18 protein-coding genes are annotated in these 17,913 nt (G+C 45.4%); all 18 read left to right on the top strand.

Annotation, left to right across the window (positions count from 1 at the left end; genetic code table 11):
* Window positions 1–184: 184 nt before the first annotated feature.
* Window positions 185–3,712, top strand: coding sequence for a DNA-directed RNA polymerase subunit beta (gene rpoB, locus HFA01_RS17005; protein WP_146818481.1), 3,528 nt, complete (start codon window positions 185–187; stop codon window positions 3,710–3,712).
* Window positions 3,713–3,788: 76 nt separating this feature from the next.
* Window positions 3,789–7,400, top strand: a complete 3,612-nt coding sequence (gene rpoC / locus HFA01_RS17000; protein ID WP_146818479.1) for a DNA-directed RNA polymerase subunit beta' — start codon at window positions 3,789–3,791, stop codon at window positions 7,398–7,400.
* Between the two features lie 143 nt (window positions 7,401–7,543).
* The gene (locus tag HFA01_RS16995; protein ID WP_146818477.1) at window positions 7,544–7,795 is read left to right on the top strand and encodes a 50S ribosomal protein L7ae-like protein; all 252 of its coding nucleotides are present in this window, start codon (window positions 7,544–7,546) and stop codon (window positions 7,793–7,795) included.
* A gap of 93 nt (window positions 7,796–7,888) precedes the next feature.
* The gene (gene rpsL / locus HFA01_RS16990; RefSeq protein WP_146818475.1) at window positions 7,889–8,308 is read left to right on the top strand and encodes a 30S ribosomal protein S12; all 420 of its coding nucleotides are present in this window, start codon (window positions 7,889–7,891) and stop codon (window positions 8,306–8,308) included.
* Between the two features lie 52 nt (window positions 8,309–8,360).
* Window positions 8,361–8,831, top strand: coding sequence for a 30S ribosomal protein S7 (rpsG, locus tag HFA01_RS16985; protein ID WP_146818473.1), 471 nt, complete (start codon window positions 8,361–8,363; stop codon window positions 8,829–8,831).
* 42 nt (window positions 8,832–8,873) lie between these two features.
* Complete coding sequence (gene fusA / locus HFA01_RS16980) at window positions 8,874–10,952, top strand: elongation factor G (protein ID WP_146818471.1); 2,079 nt, start codon at window positions 8,874–8,876, stop codon at window positions 10,950–10,952.
* A 130-nt stretch (window positions 10,953–11,082) separates the two neighbouring features.
* Window positions 11,083–12,273: an elongation factor Tu gene (gene tuf / locus HFA01_RS16975; protein ID WP_089654436.1), complete on the top strand. Its 1,191-nt coding sequence runs from the start codon at window positions 11,083–11,085 to the stop codon at window positions 12,271–12,273.
* A gap of 582 nt (window positions 12,274–12,855) precedes the next feature.
* Window positions 12,856–13,164, top strand: a complete 309-nt coding sequence (gene rpsJ, locus HFA01_RS16965) for a 30S ribosomal protein S10 (RefSeq protein ID WP_089654435.1) — start codon at window positions 12,856–12,858, stop codon at window positions 13,162–13,164.
* A 32-nt stretch (window positions 13,165–13,196) separates the two neighbouring features.
* Window positions 13,197–13,832 (top strand): 50S ribosomal protein L3, encoded by a 636-nt coding sequence (gene rplC / locus HFA01_RS16960; RefSeq protein ID WP_089654434.1) that lies wholly within the window; start codon window positions 13,197–13,199, stop codon window positions 13,830–13,832.
* Window positions 13,833–13,853: 21 nt separating this feature from the next.
* Window positions 13,854–14,477 (top strand): 50S ribosomal protein L4, encoded by a 624-nt coding sequence (rplD, locus tag HFA01_RS16955; RefSeq protein ID WP_089654433.1) that lies wholly within the window; start codon window positions 13,854–13,856, stop codon window positions 14,475–14,477.
* Window positions 14,477–14,764 carry a 50S ribosomal protein L23 gene (gene rplW / locus HFA01_RS16950; RefSeq protein WP_146818469.1) on the top strand — a complete coding sequence of 96 codons (288 nt, stop codon included), beginning with the start codon at window positions 14,477–14,479 and terminating at the stop codon, window positions 14,762–14,764. The genes rplD and rplW overlap by 1 nt, the downstream gene beginning before the upstream one ends.
* Before the next feature lie 36 nt (window positions 14,765–14,800).
* On the top strand, window positions 14,801–15,634 hold the full coding sequence (rplB, locus tag HFA01_RS16945) for a 50S ribosomal protein L2 (RefSeq protein WP_146818467.1): 834 nt from the start codon (window positions 14,801–14,803) through the stop codon (window positions 15,632–15,634).
* A 57-nt stretch (window positions 15,635–15,691) separates the two neighbouring features.
* Complete coding sequence (gene rpsS / locus HFA01_RS16940) at window positions 15,692–15,970, top strand: 30S ribosomal protein S19 (protein WP_035511685.1); 279 nt, start codon at window positions 15,692–15,694, stop codon at window positions 15,968–15,970.
* 20 nt (window positions 15,971–15,990) lie between these two features.
* Entirely contained in the window at window positions 15,991–16,332 is a 342-nt protein-coding gene (gene rplV / locus HFA01_RS16935; protein ID WP_035511684.1) for a 50S ribosomal protein L22, read from the top strand.
* A 3-nt stretch (window positions 16,333–16,335) separates the two neighbouring features.
* Window positions 16,336–16,977, top strand: a complete 642-nt coding sequence (gene rpsC / locus HFA01_RS16930) for a 30S ribosomal protein S3 (RefSeq protein WP_035511682.1) — start codon at window positions 16,336–16,338, stop codon at window positions 16,975–16,977.
* A gap of 18 nt (window positions 16,978–16,995) precedes the next feature.
* On the top strand, window positions 16,996–17,430 hold the full coding sequence (gene rplP, locus HFA01_RS16925; protein ID WP_027953416.1) for a 50S ribosomal protein L16: 435 nt from the start codon (window positions 16,996–16,998) through the stop codon (window positions 17,428–17,430).
* The gene (rpmC, locus tag HFA01_RS16920) at window positions 17,420–17,620 is read left to right on the top strand and encodes a 50S ribosomal protein L29 (protein WP_008636054.1); all 201 of its coding nucleotides are present in this window, start codon (window positions 17,420–17,422) and stop codon (window positions 17,618–17,620) included. Before rplP ends, rpmC begins: the two co-directional genes overlap by 11 nt.
* Before the next feature lie 24 nt (window positions 17,621–17,644).
* Window positions 17,645–17,908, top strand: a complete 264-nt coding sequence (gene rpsQ / locus HFA01_RS16915) for a 30S ribosomal protein S17 (protein ID WP_035511679.1) — start codon at window positions 17,645–17,647, stop codon at window positions 17,906–17,908.
* Window positions 17,909–17,913: the final 5 nt, after the last annotated feature.

Genomic DNA, 17,913 nt, shown 5'->3' with positions numbered 1-17,913 from the left:
GGTTTTTATGTATGAAAAGCCTTTTTCTTTTTTGTCTAACGTTAGAGAGAAATGAAGAATCACCATTCGTTCTAAAGCGGATGTTTAAATAGTGCTTGTGGCAAGATCAACCGCAAGCCTGTTCGGCATGTCTTGCCGGACCCTTTTTTCGTTATTAAAATGCTTGATTTGAGGGGTGAATCAGTTGACAGGTCAACTAGTTCAGTATGGACGACACCGCCAGCGCAGAAGTTATGCACGCATCAGTGAGGTATTAGAATTACCGAACTTGATTGAAATTCAAACCGCTTCTTACGATTGGTTCTTAGAAGAAGGTTTGAAGGAAATGTTCCAGGATATTTCCCCAATCGAAGATTTCACAGGTAATTTGTCACTGGAGTTTGTGGACTACAGCCTTGGCGAACCAAAGTATCCAGTCGATGAGTCAAAGGATCGCGATGTAACATATAACGCACCACTTCGTGTGAAAGTACGTCTCTTAAATAATGAGACAGGAGAAGTGAAAGAGCAAGAAGTATTCATGGGTGATTTCCCGCTTATGACAGACACAGGTACCTTTGTAATAAATGGTGCTGAGCGTGTTATCGTTTCTCAGCTTGTACGTTCTCCTAGCGTGTACTTTAACAAGAAGATTGATAAGAATGGTAAGAGAGGTTACACAGCTACCGTCATCCCGAACCGCGGAGCGTGGCTTGAGTTTGAAACCGATGCAAAAGACGTGGTGCACGTCCGTATCGATCGTACTCGTAAGTTACCGATCACCGTGCTTTTACGTGCTTTAGGATTCGGAACGGACCAGGAGATCATTGATCTTATTGGTGACAATGAATACTTGAAGAACACGTTGGAAAAAGACAATACGGAAAACACAGAGAAAGCGTTGCTTGAGATCTACGAGCGTCTACGCCCTGGCGAGCCGCCAACGGTAGAAAATGCGAAAAGCTTGCTTGTTTCCCGTTTCTTCGACCCGAAACGCTATGATCTAGCCCGTGTGGGTCGTTATAAAATGAATAAAAAGCTTCACATCAAAGATCGTTTGTTCAACCAGACGCTAGCAGAAACGCTGGTGGATGAAGAAACAGGCGAAGTGATCGCTGAAAAAGGGGACAAGATTGATCGTCGTCTATTGAATAAGCTGATCCCTCACTTTGATGACGAAGAAGGCACATTGAGTGAAGAAACCCTGGAGCCGGTTGACGGTGTCCTTGAAGATCCTATCCAGGTTCAGTCTGTCAAAATTGTTGACCCGACGGACCCAGAAGGTGAACGTTCCATCAATGTCATCGGCAATGCAAACATTGACCGTGATGTGAAGAACATTACTCCTGCGGATATCCTTTCTTCTATCAGTTACTTCTTCAACTTGTTGCACGATGTGGGTGGAACAGATGACATCGACCACCTCGGAAACCGCCGTCTGCGTTCTGTTGGCGAATTGCTGCAGAACCAATTCCGTATTGGTCTCTCCCGTATGGAGCGTGTGGTTCGTGAGCGTATGTCTATCCAAGATACGTCATCCATCACGCCACAACAATTGATTAACATTCGTCCTGTTATTGCATCCATCAAAGAGTTCTTCGGAAGCTCGCAATTGTCTCAGTTCATGGACCAAACGAACCCGTTAGCAGAACTGACACACAAGCGCCGTCTTTCAGCATTAGGACCTGGTGGTCTGACTCGTGAGCGTGCAGGGTTTGAAGTTCGTGACGTACACTACTCCCACTATGGTCGTATGTGTCCAATCGAAACGCCGGAAGGACCAAACATCGGTTTGATCAACTCCCTTTCCTCTTATGCGAAAGTGAATGAGTTTGGTTTCATCGAAACCCCTTACCGTCGTGTTGACCCTGATACGAACAAAGTAACAGCTCAAATCGATTACCTTACAGCTGATGAGGAAGACAATTACGTTGTCGCTCAGGCGAACGCTAAGCTTGAAGAAGATGGAGCTTTTACAGATGAAGAAGTTATCGCCCGTTTCCGTGGTGAGAACACCGTTGTTAGTCGTGACCGTATCGACTACATGGACGTATCACCGAAGCAGGTTGTATCTGCAGCGACCGCATGTATTCCTTTCCTAGAGAACGATGACTCCAACCGTTCCCTGATGGGTGCGAACATGCAGCGTCAAGCAGTACCATTGCTCAAACCTGATGCACCGCTTGTTGGGACAGGTATGGAGTATGTGTCTGGTAAAGACTCTGGTGCTGCAGTCATTTGTAGACACGAAGGAATTGTTGAGCGTGTAGAAGCGAAAGAAGTTCGTGTGCGCCGCATTTCTGAAGTGGATGGCAAAGAGGTCGAAGGAGACCTTGATCGTTACCGTTTGCAGAAATTCATTCGATCTAACCAGGGAAGCTGTTACAACCAGCGCCCGATCGTTTCTAAAGGAGATCGCGTTAAGCAAGGTGAAATCCTGGCTGACGGACCTTCCATGGATATGGGTGAACTGGCACTGGGTCAAAACCCGCTTGTTGCCTTCATGACATGGGACGGTTACAACTATGAGGATGCCATCATCATGAGTGAACGTCTCGTTAAAGATGATGTGTACACGTCCATTCATATTGAAGAATATGAGTCCGAAGCTCGTGACACGAAGCTTGGACCGGAAGAAATCACCCGCGACATTCCAAACGTTGGTGAAGATGCTCTTCGTGACTTGGATGATCGTGGAATTATCCGCGTGGGTGCTGAAGTAAGTGATGGAGACCTGCTTGTTGGTAAAGTTACGCCAAAAGGTGTGACGGAACTATCTGCAGAAGAACGACTTCTTCATGCAATCTTCGGTGAAAAAGCTCGCGAAGTTCGTGACACGTCCTTGCGTGTGCCTCACGGTGCAGGCGGAATTGTCCTAGATGTGAAGATATTCAACCGTGAAGACGGTGACGAGCTTCCTCCAGGTGTGAACCAGTTGATCCGTGTCTATATCGTTCAGAAACGTAAGATTTCTGAAGGGGATAAAATGGCCGGTCGTCACGGAAACAAAGGTGTTATCTCTAAGATTCTTCCAGAAGAAGATATGCCTTTCCTTCCAGATGGTACACCGGTTGACATCATGTTGAACCCACTAGGTGTTCCGTCGCGTATGAACATCGGACAGGTACTGGAGCTGCACATGGGTATGGCTGCTCGTTTGATGGGTGAAAGAATTGCCACACCAGTATTTGATGGTGCACGCGAGGAAGACGTTTGGGAAACATTGCAAGAAGCCGGTATGGCTCGTGATGCGAAGACGATCCTATATGACGGACGTACAGGTGATCCGTTTGATAACCGAGTATCTGTCGGTGTCATGTATATGATCAAACTTGCGCACATGGTTGACGATAAATTGCACGCCCGTTCAACTGGACCGTATTCATTGGTTACGCAACAACCGCTTGGTGGTAAAGCACAATTCGGTGGACAGCGTTTCGGTGAGATGGAGGTATGGGCACTTGAAGCATATGGTGCTGCTTATACTCTTCAAGAAATCTTGACTGTTAAATCAGATGATGTCGTCGGACGTGTGAAAACGTACGAAGCCATCGTTAAAGGTGACAACGTTCCTGAACCTGGCGTTCCTGAATCATTCAAGGTTCTGATTAAAGAGCTTCAGAGTTTAGGTATGGATGTGAAGATCCTTTCTGGTGATGAACAAGAGATCGAAATGCGCGATATCGAAGAAGAGCAAACCAAAGAATCCGAGAATTTGAACTTAGACGACTAAGTAAGATAGAAACACTGCTGCTGCTCGTGTTCTAAGCTTAGGGTAAAACCCGGATACTGAAAGGGAGGTAGGCCCCTTGCTAGATGTAAACAACTTTGAGTATATGAAAATAGGCCTGGCTTCACCGGATAAGATTCGTTCTTGGTCCTACGGTGAGGTTAAGAAGCCAGAAACCATCAACTATCGTACGTTGAAACCAGAAAAAGACGGTCTTTTCTGCGAGCGAATCTTCGGCCCGCAGAAAGACTGGGAATGTCACTGCGGAAAATATAAGCGCGTCCGTTATAAAGGTGTCGTTTGTGACCGCTGTGGCGTAGAAGTAACAAAGGCGAAAGTCCGCCGTGAGCGTATGGGGCACCTTGAACTAGCTGCCCCTGTCTCTCACATTTGGTACTTCAAAGGAATCCCAAGCCGTATGGGTCTTGTGTTAGATATGTCTCCGAGAGCTTTGGAGGAAGTCATTTATTTCGCAGCCTATATCGTTACGGACCCAGGGGAGACGGCTCTTGAGAAGAAGCAATTGCTTTCTGAAAAAGAGTACCGTTCTTACCGTGAGAAGTTCGGACAAGGGTTTCAGGCAGCTATGGGTGCGGAAGCAATCCGTAAGCTTCTATTCGATATCGACCTTGATGGTGAAGTGGATACGTTGAAAGAAGAGCTGAAGACAGCTCAAGGACAACGTCGTACTCGTGCCATCAAGCGTCTTGAAGTATTAGAATCCTTCCGTAACTCAGGAAACGATCCATCATGGATGATTCTTGACGTTCTTCCGGTCATCCCACCGGAACTTCGTCCAATGGTCCAGCTTGACGGTGGACGTTTTGCAACTTCCGATTTGAACGACTTGTATCGTCGTGTAATCAACCGTAACAATCGCTTGAAGCGTTTGTTGGATCTTGGTGCACCGACAATCATCGTTCAGAACGAGAAGCGTATGCTACAGGAAGCTGTCGATGCATTGATCGACAATGGCCGTCGCGGCCGTCCTGTTACAGGACCAGGGAACCGACCGCTTAAATCCCTTTCTCACATGTTGAAAGGTAAGCAAGGACGTTTCCGTCAGAACTTGCTAGGTAAGCGTGTCGACTATTCCGGTCGTTCTGTTATCGTCGTAGGACCATCCTTGAAGATGTACCAATGTGGTCTTCCGAAAGAAATGGCCCTTGAATTGTTTAAACCATTCGTTATGAAAGAGCTCGTATCCCGAGGTCTTGCGCATAACATCAAATCAGCCAAGCGTAAGATCGAGCGCGTGCATCACGAAGTATGGGATGTCCTTGAAGATGTCATCAAAGAACACCCGGTTCTACTCAACCGTGCACCAACATTGCACCGCTTGGGTATCCAGGCCTTTGAACCGACTCTTGTTGAAGGTCGTGCCATTCGTCTGCACCCACTTGTATGTACCGCATACAACGCCGACTTTGACGGAGACCAAATGGCCGTACACGTGCCACTATCTTCTGAAGCTCAGGCGGAAGCGCGTATCTTGATGCTTGCTGCTCAAAACATCCTTAACCCTAAGGATGGTAAGCCGGTCGTTACACCTTCCCAGGATATGGTACTAGGTAACTACTACCTGACTCTTGAGAGAAAAGGTGCCATCGGAGAAGGCATGTTCTTCAAAGACTTGAACGAAGCTCTAATGGCTTATCAAAATGGCTACGCTCACTTGCACACACGTGTAGCGGTTCAGGCCAGCTCTTTGAATAACGAAACATTTACTGAAAAACAGAATCAGCAGCTTCTACTGACTTCAGTAGGTAAGTTGATTTTCAACGAAATGCTGCCGAATTCATTCCCATATATCAATGAACCGACGAAAGAGAACTTGGAAATCAAGACACCTGATCATTACTTTATTGAAAAAGGTGCTGATATCCGCGAAGAGCTTTCGAAGCGTGAAGAAGTATCTCCATTCAAGAAAGGAATCCTTGGTGATATCATCGCAGAAGTGTTTAAGCGTTTCTCTATCAGTGAAACGTCCAAGATGCTTGACCGCATGAAGGACCTTGGGTTTGCTTACTCCACGAAGGCCGGTATCACTGTCGGTGTATCCGACGTTGTCGTACTTCCAGAGAAGCAGGAAATCCTTGATGAAGCACAGGAGAAAGTGGATAAAGTCTTGAAACAGTTCCGTCGTGGTCTAATCACAGAAGAAGAACGTTACGATCGCGTCATCGAAATATGGTCTGCGGCTAAAGACGATATTCAGAACCGTCTGATGAAGTCCTTGAACCCGCGTAACCCAATCTTCATGATGAGTGATTCCGGAGCCCGTGGTAACGCCTCTAACTTTACGCAGCTTGCTGGTATGCGTGGTCTAATGGCCAACCCGGCTGGACGAATCATCGAACTTCCGATCAAGTCAAGCTTCCGTGAAGGTCTGACGGTACTCGAGTACTTCATCTCTACACACGGTGCACGTAAAGGTCTTGCCGATACGGCCCTTAAGACAGCCGACTCCGGTTACTTGACTCGTCGTCTAGTAGACGTAGCGCAGGATGTCATTGTTCGTGAGGATGACTGTGGAACAGACCGAGGTCTTCCAGTAGCTGCATTGACAGAGGGGACCGAAGTGGTCGAACCATTGATCGACCGCCTCATCGGACGTACAGCATTCCAGACAGTGAAGCACCCTGAAACTGGCGTTGTCATGCTGGAAAGAAATGAAGTCATTTCTGAAGATGTCGCACGTCAAATTGTTGATGCCGGCATTGAAGAGATCGTCATCCGTACGGCATTCACATGTAATACGAAACATGGTGTTTGTAAGAAGTGTTATGGCCGTAACCTTGCAACAGGTGATGAAGTTGAAGTCGGTGAAGCAGTCGGAATTATCGCTGCACAGTCCATCGGTGAGCCAGGTACACAGCTTACAATGCGTACCTTCCACACAGGTGGTGTAGCCGGAGACGATATCACGCAGGGTCTTCCGCGTATCCAGGAGATCGTGGAAGCACGTAATCCGAAAGGTCAAGCCGTTATCACAGAAATTGATGGTACGGTGCACGAAATCAATGAAGTTAAAGAGAAGCAGGAAATCGTCGTCCAAGGTGCTGTAGAGTCACGTTCTTACACGGCTCCGTATGGCGCACGTATGAAAGTGGCCGTTGGTGATGAGGTCAAAGCAGGCGAACCTCTGACTGAAGGTTCTATTGATCCTAAAGAATTGCTGACCGTACAAGGACTTGACGGCGTTCAAGAATACCTTCTCAAAGAAGTACAGAAAGTTTACCGAATGCAAGGGGTTGAAATCTCCGATAAGCACGTCGAGGTTATGGTACGCCAGATGCTTCGTAAAGTACGTGTTCTTGATTCTGGTGATACCGATGTACTTCCAGGTTCTCTACTTGAAATTCACCAATTCAAAGAAGCGAACCAAAAAGCGCTTATGGAAGGTGGCCAGCCGGCAGTCGGCCGTCCAGTCATCCTTGGTATTACCAAAGCGTCTCTTGAAACAGACAGCTTCCTTTCCGCTGCATCCTTCCAGGAAACAACACGTGTCCTGACAGACGCAGCTATTAAAGGTAAGCGCGATGAGTTGCTAGGATTGAAAGAGAATGTTATTATCGGTAAGCTTGTTCCTGCTGGTACGGGTATGACTCGTTACCGCAAGATTCAAGCGCAATCCGAGCAACAAAGACAAGAGGTTCCAGAAGTGACGGAAGAAGTCACCCATTCTTAAAATAAAGAAGTAGATGTTAACAAGGTGTAAAATTAAAGGAAGCACCAAAAAAACTCACCCGGATGCAGTTGACATGCATTTGGGTGAGTGATAATATAATCAAGGTGCTTCCATTTATCCTTGTTGCTTTGGAGGATATGAAGATGTCTTATGAAAAAGTAGCACAGGCTAAATCCGATATAATCATTGGAACCAAACAAACACTGAAAGCCATGAAAAATGGTGAAGTGGTTGAAGTCATAACGGCTGACGATGCTGATCAGTCGATGACACTTAAAGTAGCTAAATTAGCCCAACAACTGAACATTCCTCACACACGGGTATCTTCGATGGAGGAACTCGGGAATGCATGTGGTATTGATGTTGGTGCGGCTACAGTGGCGATAAAGCAATAAAGTTTTGGCGTTCTACGCGAAAGCTTTGTTTTTTGCCTTTTTATGAACCACCTGGATGTGTGGTATTAAAAAGTATGAAGGGAGGATACAAACATGCCAACAATTAACCAATTGGTACGCAAAGGACGCGTGAGCAAAACAAAGCAGTCTAACTCTCCAGCTTTGAACAAAGGTTACAACAGCTATAGGAAGCGTATGACTGATCTTTCTTCTCCACAAAAGCGTGGGGTTTGCACACGTGTTGGGACAATGACACCTAAGAAACCGAACTCTGCCTTACGTAAGTATGCACGTGTTCGTCTAACTAACCAGCTTGAGGTTAACGCGTATATCCCTGGTGAAGGCCACAACCTACAAGAGCACAGTGTTGTTCTTATCCGTGGCGGTAAAGTTAAAGACTTGCCAGGTGTACGTTACACTGTTGTACGTGGTGCTCTTGACACAGCAAGTGTTGATGGCCGTATGCAAGGTCGTTCCAAATACGGTACGAAAAAGCCAAAAGCTAAAAAATAATCGATATGCAAATATCGCTTAAATAAAAACACCCAAGAAGGGAGGGGAACATATGCCACGTAAAGGTCCAGTAGCTAAACGTGATGTGTTACCAGATCCGATGTATAACTCTAAGCTTGTTACTCGCTTGATCAACCAAATCATGGTCAATGGTCAGCGCGGTAAAGCACAAAAGATTCTTTACAAAGCTTTTGAACTAGTTCAAGAGCGTAGCGGTAATGACGCTATGGAAACTTTTGACCAAGCAATGAAGAACGTAATGCCTGTATTGGAAGTACGCGCTCGTCGTGTAGGTGGTTCCAACTATCAGGTACCTGTTGAGGTTCGTCCAGAACGTCGTCAGGCTCTAGGCTTGCGTTTCATCGTAAACTATGCTCGTCTACGCGGGGAGAAAACGATGGAAGAGCGCTTGGCTAACGAAATTCTAGATGCAGCTAACAACACAGGTGCATCTGTGAAGCGTCGCGAAGAAATGCACAAGATGGCGGAAGCGAACAAAGCATTCGCTCACTATCGCTGGTAATCACCAAAAAAATAAAGGTTCAAACAGGAAGGAGAAAGATGCATGGCTAGAGAGTTCTCCTTGGAAAAGACCCGGAATATCGGGATCATGGCTCACATCGACGCTGGTAAAACAACGGCGACAGAGCGTATTCTTTTCTACACAGGACGTATCCACAAAATTGGCGAAACTCACGAAGGAGCTTCCCAAATGGACTGGATGGAGCAGGAACAAGAGCGCGGAATTACAATTACTTCCGCCGCTACGACTGCTCAGTGGAAAGGTCACCGTATCAACATCATTGACACACCAGGTCACGTAGACTTCACTGTTGAAGTTGAACGTTCCCTGCGTGTACTTGATGGTTCCGTAGCTGTCCTTGACGCACAATCTGGTGTTGAGCCTCAAACAGAAACTGTTTGGCGCCAAGCTACAACATACGGTGTTCCACGTATCGTATTCATTAACAAAATGGATAAAATCGGAGCTGACTTCATCTACTCCCTAGGTACATTGCAAGACCGCCTTGGAGCAAATGCAGCAGCCGTTCAACTTCCTATCGGAGCAGAAGATGAATTCGAAGGAATCATCGACCTAGTAACGATGGAAGCATACTACTACATGGACGATTTGGGAACACGTGCGGAAGCTCGCCCGATTCCTGATGAGTACCAAGATCAAGCTGAAGAGTACCGCGGCAAGCTTGTAGAAGCTGTTGCAGAACTTGATGAAGACTTGATGATGCAGTATCTAGAGGGAGAAGAAATCACGAACGACCAGCTGAAAGCGGCGATCCGTACAGCGACTCTAAGTGTTGAATTCTATCCTGTCTTCTGTGGTTCTGCCTTCAAAAACAAAGGTGTTCAACTTCTAATTGATGGTGTTCTTGACTATCTTCCATCTCCATTAGATGTACCTCCAATTGAAGGTCACGTACCACAAACAGATGAAGAAGTCGTACGTAAGCCTGACGACAACGAGCCATTCTCTGCATTGGCATTTAAAGTTGCTACAGACCCTTATGTAGGTAAATTGACTTTCTTCCGCGTGTACTCTGGTACATTGAGTGCTGGTTCATACGTGAAAAACTCCACGAAAGACAAGCGTGAGCGTGTAGGTCGTATCCTACAAATGCACGCAAACTCTCGTGAAGAGATCTCCACTGTTTATGCAGGGGATATCGCAGGTGCGGTAGGTCTTAAAGATACAGGTACAGGTGATACGCTATGTGACGAGAAGAGTCTTGTAATTCTTGAGTCCATGGAATTCCCTGATCCGGTAATCTCTGTTGCTATCGAGCCTAAATCTAAAGCTGACCAAGATAAGATGTCTATCGCTCTTGGTAAACTAGCTGAAGAGGACCCAACATTCCAAACTGAAACAAACGTTGAAACTGGTCAAACGATCATCGCAGGTATGGGTGAACTTCACCTAGACATCATCGTTGACCGTCTGAAGCGTGAGTTCAAAGTTGAAGCGAACATTGGTGCTCCACAAGTTGCTTACCGCGAAACATTCCGCGGAAGTGCACAAGTGGAAGGTAAGTTCGTACGTCAATCTGGTGGTCGTGGACAATTCGGTCACGTATGGGTTGAGTTCGAACCGAACGAAGAAGGCGCTGGTTTCGAATTCGTTAACAAGATCGTTGGTGGTGTTGTACCACGTGAATACATTCCATCTGTAGAACAAGGTATTAAAGAGTCTATGGAAAACGGTGTATTGGCTGGTTACCCTATGGTAGACATCAAAGCGACTCTATATGACGGTTCATACCACGATGTCGACTCCAACGAAATGGCCTTTAAAGTAGCCGCATCCATGGCACTTAAAGAGGCGAAAAACAAGTGTAAGCCTGTTCTACTTGAACCAATGATGAAAGTAGAAGTTGTTATTCCAGAGGAATACATGGGCGACATCATGGGTGACGTAACTTCCCGTCGTGGACGTGTAGAAGGTATGGAAACTCGTGGTAATGCACAAGTGGTTAAAGCATTCGTTCCACTATCCGAGATGTTCGGTTATGCAACTGCGTTGCGTTCCAACACTCAAGGCCGTGGTACGTACACAATGCACTTCGACCACTATGAAGAAGTTCCGAAGAGCATCTCTGAGGAAATCATCAAGAAAAATGCTGGTGAATAATTGATTTTTTAGACGAGTTAAAGTATAACTTGTATTGTAAGCTTAGGAGTGACTCATGCTTACTCCTAAGCTGCATCATAAATCTTTAAAACCAAAAAACTTGCTACTTATCTAAAGGAGGAAATATACAATGGGTAAAGAAAAATTTGACCGGTCCAAGTCCCACGTTAACATTGGTACAATTGGACACGTTGACCACGGTAAAACAACTCTAACTGCAGCGATCACGACTGTACTTCACAAGCGTTCTGGTTCTGGTGAAGCAATGGCATATGACATGATCGACGGTGCTCCTGAAGAGCGTGAGCGTGGAATCACAATCTCCACTGCACACGTTGAGTACGAAACTGAAACTCGTCACTATGCACACGTTGACTGCCCAGGTCACGCTGACTACGTTAAGAACATGATCACTGGTGCTGCTCAAATGGACGGCGCGATCCTAGTTGTATCTGCAGCTGACGGTCCAATGCCACAAACTCGTGAGCACATCCTACTTTCTAAAAACGTAGGTGTACCAGCTATCGTTGTATTCTTGAACAAAGTTGACATGGTAGACGACGAAGAACTTCTTGAACTAGTAGAAATGGAAGTTCGCGATCTACTTTCTGAGTACGACTTCGATGGTGATGACGTACCAGTAATCAGCGGTTCTGCTCTTAAAGCTCTTGAAGGTGAAGAGAAGTATGAGCAAGCAATCTACGATCTAATGGACGCAGTTGACGAGTATGTTCCAACTCCAGACCGTGACACTGACAAGCCATTCATGATGCCAGTTGAGGACGTATTCTCTATCACTGGTCGTGGTACAGTTGCAACTGGTCGTGTTGAGCGTGGAACAGTTAAAGTCGGTGACGAAGTTGAAATCATCGGTATGGCTGAAGAGTCCAGCAAAACTGCAGTAACTGGTGTTGAAATGTTCCGTAAGCTTCTAGATTACGCTGAAGCTGGAGACAACATCGGTGCACTTCTTCGTGGTGTTAAGCGTGAAGACATCAACCGTGGTCAAGTACTAGCTAAGCCTGGTTCTATCACTCCACACACAAACTTCAAAGCTGAAGTTTATGTACTAGCTAAAGACGAAGGTGGACGTCACACTCCATTCTTCTCTAACTACCGCCCACAGTTCTACTTCCGTACTACGGACGTAACTGGTGTTATTCAACTTCCTGAAGGCGTAGAAATGGTTATGCCTGGGGACAACGTTGAAATGACTGTAGAACTTATCTCCCCAATCGCGATCGAGGACGGAACTCGTTTCTCTATCCGTGAAGGTGGACGTACAGTAGGTTCTGGCGTAGTTTCTGAAATCACTAAGTAATTTCAGTTCTATCCTATATAGAGAGCAACAGCTTCTGGCTGTTGCTCTTTTTTAATGAAGAAATACAACACTACCATTGAATCCTATCCTGAAATTATGGATTTCTTTTTCCTTTATCTTACTGGCCTATAATACAATAAGAAGACTATTGGTTTTATCGATCGTAGGTCTTTTATCATTCCACCAAGGATATGCTGATAAGGAACAAATGGATCTTATCGAATGTTTAGAATATTATTCTTTACACAGAGATGGTTGATATCCTCTTGCATATTTGTTTTAATGGACAATGGATTTCAGAGAAGGAGTCGAAAGCATTCAACGGAAAGCCCATGAATGCTTGCTATCCCCTTGAAAAAAGTGCTGAACGCTAGTATAATATTTTAAGTGTCCGTAATGAAAATAATTATGGATTTATCCTTGCATTGACCGCATTTCTTCTATATAATAAGTAATGTTGGTCATAAAAGGCGATGAAGCGAAAGGTTGTTGACACACCCGGCCCCTTTGCCATGGCTAGTGGTCAAGTTTTTTTCGCGGAGAATGTCTATTTCAAAAATGGGCGAAGAAGGAGGGAAAATAATGGCAAAAGAGAAAATTCGTATTCGTTTAAAGGCGTATGATCACAGAGTACTTGATCAGTCCGCAGAAAAGATCGTAGACACTGCGAAGCGTTCCGGAGCTAATGTATCTGGTCCGATCCCGCTTCCAACAGAGCGTTCTGTTTATACTGTACTTCGTGCGACTCACAAGTATAAAGACTCTCGTGAGCAGTTCGAGATGCGCACGCATAAACGTCTAATCGACATTGTTAATCCAACACCACAGACTGTTGATTCACTCATGCGTTTGGATCTACCATCTGGTGTGGATATCGAAATCAAACTATAAATAAATCGTAAAGATAATAGGAGGTGTAACGGATGACGAAAGGAATCTTAGGACGAAAAGTCGGCATGACTCAAATTTTCTCTGAAAATGGCGAGTTGATCCCAGTAACAGTTGTTCAGGCTGAGCCAAACGTTGTTCTTCAAAAGAAAACAACAGAAAATGACGGTTATGAAGCGATCCAACTTGGTTTTGCTGATGAAAAGTCAAACCGCTTGAAGAAAGCTGCTCAAGGGCACGCTGATAAAGCAAGCACAACACCTAAGCGCTACGTTCGTGAATTCCGTAATACAAACCTTGATGACTTTGAACTAGGTCAAGAGGTTAAAGTTGATATTTTCGAAGCTGGTGACGCAATTGACGTTACAGGAACTTCTAAAGGTAAAGGTTTCCAGGGTGCAATCAAGCGCCACAACCAATCTACTGGACCTAAAACTCACGGTTCCCGTTTCCACCGTCGTTCCGGTTCAATGGGGCAAGGTGCTGACCCGTCCAAAGTCTTCAAAGGCAAAGGCCTTGCAGGACAAATGGGTGGCGAAACAGTAACTCTACAAAACCTTGAAGTAGTAAAAGTGGACGCTGAGCGTAATCTACTACTTATCAAAGGTAATGTACCAGGCGCGAAAAAATCTTACGTTAAGATTACAAGTGCAATTAAGGCTAGCAAATAATAAACGAAGGGAGGATATGTCATGCCTAAAGTAGCACTATTAAACCAAAGCGGTTCTAATGTTGGTGAAATCGAACTAAATGAATCTGTATTTGGAATTGAACCTAATACTCACGTTTTACACGAAACTGTGTTGATGCAGCGTGCGAATCTTCGCCAAGGCACACACAAAGTAAAAGGACGTTCTGAAGTTAGTGGCGGCGGACGCAAACCATGGCGCCAAAAAGGTACAGGCCGTGCGCGTCAAGGATCTATCCGTTCACCACAATGGGTAGGTGGCGGAACTGTTTTCGGTCCTACACCACGCAGCTACAGCTACACGATGCCAAGAAAAGTACGTCGTTTGGCACTTCAATCTGCTTTCTCTTCTAAAGTGAAAGAAGAAAACATCATTGTTCTTGAGAGCCTATCTCTTGATGCTCCAAAAACAAAAGAAGTAGCAAACATTCTAAAAGCACTAGATGTTAACGAGAAAGCATTGATCGTTACTGCTGAAGCAGACGAAAATGTAACTCTTTCATCTAACAACATCCCTACAGTGAAGAGTCTTCCTGTAGAGCAAGTAAGTGTGTTAGACTTGCTAACGCATGACAAGCTGATCCTTACTAAGGAAGCAGCTGAAAAAGCAGGGGAGGTGCTCTCATAATGAAAGAACCACGCGATATTATCAAGCGCCCTGTCATTACTGAACATTCTGCTGATCTTATGGGAGAAAAGAAATATACGTTTGAAGTTAGCCCGAAAGCTAACAAAACTGAAATTAAAAAAGCAGTTGAAGAAATCTTTGGCGTTCAAGTTGCACAAGTCAACACAATGAACCTTAAAGGTAAGTTCAAGCGTATGGGTCGTTACGGCGGCTACCGCTCCGATCGTAAGAAAGCAGTCATCACATTGACTCAGGACAGCGAAGAACTAGAAATCTTCGAAGCATAAAATACACGAATTGAAATATGAAGGAGGGAAATAAAGATGGCGATTAAAAAGTTCAGACCAATTACTAACGGTCGTCGACACATGTCAGTATCTGATTTCGCTGAAATCACAACTGACAAACCTGAACGCTCCCTTGTCACTCCACTTCATAAAAAAGGTGGACGTAACAACCAGGGTAAGCTGACAGTTCGTCATCAGGGCGGAGGCCACAAGCGTCAGTATCGTATTATCGACTTCAAGCGTGACAAAGATGGAATACCTGGACGCGTTGCTACAGTCGAATATGATCCGAACCGCTCCGCTAACATTGCACTAATCAATTATGTTGATGGTGAAAAACGTTACATCCTAGCTCCAAAAGGTGTGAAGGTTGGAACGGAAATTATTTCTGGTGAAGGTGCAGATATCAAACCAGGTAATGCTCTTCAGTTGAAAGACATTCCAGTTGGTACAATCGTACACAACGTAGAACTTAAGCCAGGACGCGGAGGACAGCTTGTCCGTTCTGCAGGTGCTTCTGCACAAATCCTTGGTCGTGAAGAGAAATACACGCTTGTACGTCTAACTTCTGGTGAAGTTCGTTTGGTACTAAGTTCTTGCCGTGCAACAATCGGTCAAGTTGGTAACCTTGAGCACGAACTAATCAGCGTAGGTAAAGCTGGACGTTCTCGTTGGAAAGGTAAGCGCCCTACAGTACGTGGTTCCGTAATGAACCCTAGTGATCACCCACACGGTGGTGGTGAAGGACGCGCACCAATCGGTATGCCATCTCCAGTATCTCCATGGGGTAAACCAACTCTTGGATACAAAACGAGAAAACGCAACAAGCCGTCTGATAAATATATCGTGCGTAGACGCGGTAAAAAATAACGGGATTGTCGGGCGGGCAGTAAAACCCGTCTCTCAATCGCGAAGGGAGGTTTATTCATGGGCCGCAGCCTGAAAAAAGGACCTTTTGTAGATGATCACTTAATGAAAAAAGTCGAGAAGTTGAACGAAGATAATAAACAGCAGGTCGTAAAGACTTGGTCTCGCCGTTCTACGATCTTCCCTAACTTCGTCGGACACACAATTGCCGTTTATGACGGTCGTAAGCACGTACCAGTTTATGTGACTGAAGACATGGTTGGTCACAAACTAGGTGAATTCGCGCCATCCCGTACGTTCAAGGGACACTCTGGCGACGATAAGAAAACAAAACGTTAATATAGAGAGGAGGCACTCTAATGCAAGCTAAAGCAGTTGCTAAAACCGTTCGTATCGCTCCTCGTAAAGCTCGTTTGGTAATTGATTTAATTCGAGGAAAAAATGTTGGTGAAGCTCTAGCTACACTACGTCTAACGCAGCGTGGCGCATCTCCAGTAGTTGAGAAACTTCTTAACTCCGCGATCGCTAACGCAGAACACAACTATGAAATGGACCCGGAAAACCTATACGTTTCCGAAGCGTTTGTAAACGAAGGCGTAACTCTTAAACGTTTCCGCCCTCGCGCAATGGGCCGCGCAAGCCAAATCAACAAACGCACAAGCCACATCACAGTGGTCGTATCAGAAAAAAAGGAGGGATAATCAGTGGGTCAAAAAATTAATCCGGTAGGTCTTCGTATCGGCGTCATCCGCGATTGGGAATCCAAGTGGTACGCTGGCAAAGACTATGCAGACTTGTTACATGAAGACATTAAGATTCGTGAATATGTTGAAAATCGTCTTAAAGATGCTGCTCTTTCTACGGTAGAAATCGAACGCGCAGCAAACCGTGTAAACATTACTGTGCACACAGCTAAGCCAGGAATGGTTATCGGTAAAGGCGGTTCTGAAGTAGAAGCACTTCGTAAAGCTCTAAACCAACTTACTGGTAAACGCGTTCACATCAACATCGTTGAAGTGAAAAAGCCAGATCTTGACGCTACTCTTGTAGCTGACAATATCGCACGTCAATTGGAAAACCGCGTATCTTTCCGTCGTGCTCAGAAACAAACAATCCAACGCGCTATGCGTGCAGGAGCTAAAGGTATTCGTACCCAAGTATCTGGTCGTCTAGGTGGCGCGGATATCGCTCGTGCTGAATATTACAGTGAAGGAACAGTACCACTACACACACTTCGTGCAGACATCGATTACGGAACTGCAGAAGCTGACACCACTTACGGTAAGCTTGGTGTTAAAGTGTGGATTTATCGTGGAGAAGTCCTTCCAACTAAAACTGACAAGTAAGGAAGGGGGAAAAGCATTATGTTAATGCCTAAACGTGTTAAATATCGTCGTCAACACCGTACTAGCTTAAAAGGCCGTGCAAAAGGCGGTACTGAAGTAGCTTTCGGTGAATATGGTTTGCAAGCAATTGATCCTGCATGGATCACAGCCCGCCAGATCGAGGCAGCGCGTATCGCGATGACTCGTTACATGAAGCGTGGCGGTAAAGTTTGGATTAAAATCTTCCCTGATAAGCCTTATACTGCTAAGCCCCTAGAAGTACGTATGGGTTCCGGTAAAGGTGCTCCAGAAGGTTTCGTAGCTGTCGTGAAGCCAGGGAAAATCATGTTCGAGATCGCAGGTGTATCTGAAGAGGTTGCACGCGAAGCGTTGCGTCTTGCTTCACACAAACTGCCGATCCGTACGAAATTCGTAAAACGTGAAGAAATTGGTGGTGAAATCAATGAAGGCTAATGAGATCCGTGAATTAACCACTGCCGAAATTGAACAAAAAGTTAAGTCTCTTAAAGAAGAACTTTTCAACCTACGCTTCCAATTGGCAACAGGTCAACTTGAGAACACTGCACGTATCCGTGAAGTTCGCAAGTCCATTGCACGTATGAAGACTGTTGCTCGTGAACGTGAGCTAGGCGTAAATAACTAATAGATGAGAGGAGGTCACCCTCACATGACTGAACGTAATAATCGTAAAGTTTATACTGGCCGTGTCGTTTCTGACAAGATGGATAAAACCATCACCGTACTAGTAGAAACTTATAAGTTCCACAAACTTTACGGCAAGCGCGTAAAGTATTCCAAAAAGTTCAAAGCGCATGACGAAAACAACCAAGCGAAAAACGGCGACATCGTAAGCATCATGGAAACTCGTCCATTGTCTGCTTCTAAGCGTTTCCGTCTTCTAGAAGTTGTTGAAGAGTCTGTCATTATCTAAATAAA

Source organism: Halobacillus faecis (genome assembly GCF_007991335.1).
Taxonomy (GTDB): Bacteria; Bacillota; Bacilli; order Bacillales; family Halobacillaceae; genus Halobacillus; species Halobacillus faecis.
The sequence above is the reverse complement of the archived record's forward strand: the minus strand, read 5'-3'. Positions and strand labels throughout refer to the sequence as shown.

Coding starts and splice junctions, on each gene's coding strand:
- HFA01_RS16995 (WP_146818477.1), top strand. CDS start 7,544: ATGTCTTATGAAAAAGTAGCACAGGCTAAATCCGATATAATCATTGGA.
- rpsL (WP_146818475.1), top strand. CDS start 7,889: ATGCCAACAATTAACCAATTGGTACGCAAAGGACGCGTGAGCAAAACA.
- rpsG (WP_146818473.1), top strand. CDS start 8,361: ATGCCACGTAAAGGTCCAGTAGCTAAACGTGATGTGTTACCAGATCCG.
- fusA (WP_146818471.1), top strand. CDS start 8,874: ATGGCTAGAGAGTTCTCCTTGGAAAAGACCCGGAATATCGGGATCATG.
- tuf (WP_089654436.1), top strand. CDS start 11,083: ATGGGTAAAGAAAAATTTGACCGGTCCAAGTCCCACGTTAACATTGGT.
- rpsJ (WP_089654435.1), top strand. CDS start 12,856: ATGGCAAAAGAGAAAATTCGTATTCGTTTAAAGGCGTATGATCACAGA.
- rplC (WP_089654434.1), top strand. CDS start 13,197: ATGACGAAAGGAATCTTAGGACGAAAAGTCGGCATGACTCAAATTTTC.
- rplD (WP_089654433.1), top strand. CDS start 13,854: ATGCCTAAAGTAGCACTATTAAACCAAAGCGGTTCTAATGTTGGTGAA.
- rplW (WP_146818469.1), top strand. CDS start 14,477: ATGAAAGAACCACGCGATATTATCAAGCGCCCTGTCATTACTGAACAT.
- rplB (WP_146818467.1), top strand. CDS start 14,801: ATGGCGATTAAAAAGTTCAGACCAATTACTAACGGTCGTCGACACATG.
- rpsS (WP_035511685.1), top strand. CDS start 15,692: ATGGGCCGCAGCCTGAAAAAAGGACCTTTTGTAGATGATCACTTAATG.
- rplV (WP_035511684.1), top strand. CDS start 15,991: ATGCAAGCTAAAGCAGTTGCTAAAACCGTTCGTATCGCTCCTCGTAAA.
- rplP (WP_027953416.1), top strand. CDS start 16,996: ATGTTAATGCCTAAACGTGTTAAATATCGTCGTCAACACCGTACTAGC.
- rpmC (WP_008636054.1), top strand. CDS start 17,420: ATGAAGGCTAATGAGATCCGTGAATTAACCACTGCCGAAATTGAACAA.
- rpsQ (WP_035511679.1), top strand. CDS start 17,645: ATGACTGAACGTAATAATCGTAAAGTTTATACTGGCCGTGTCGTTTCT.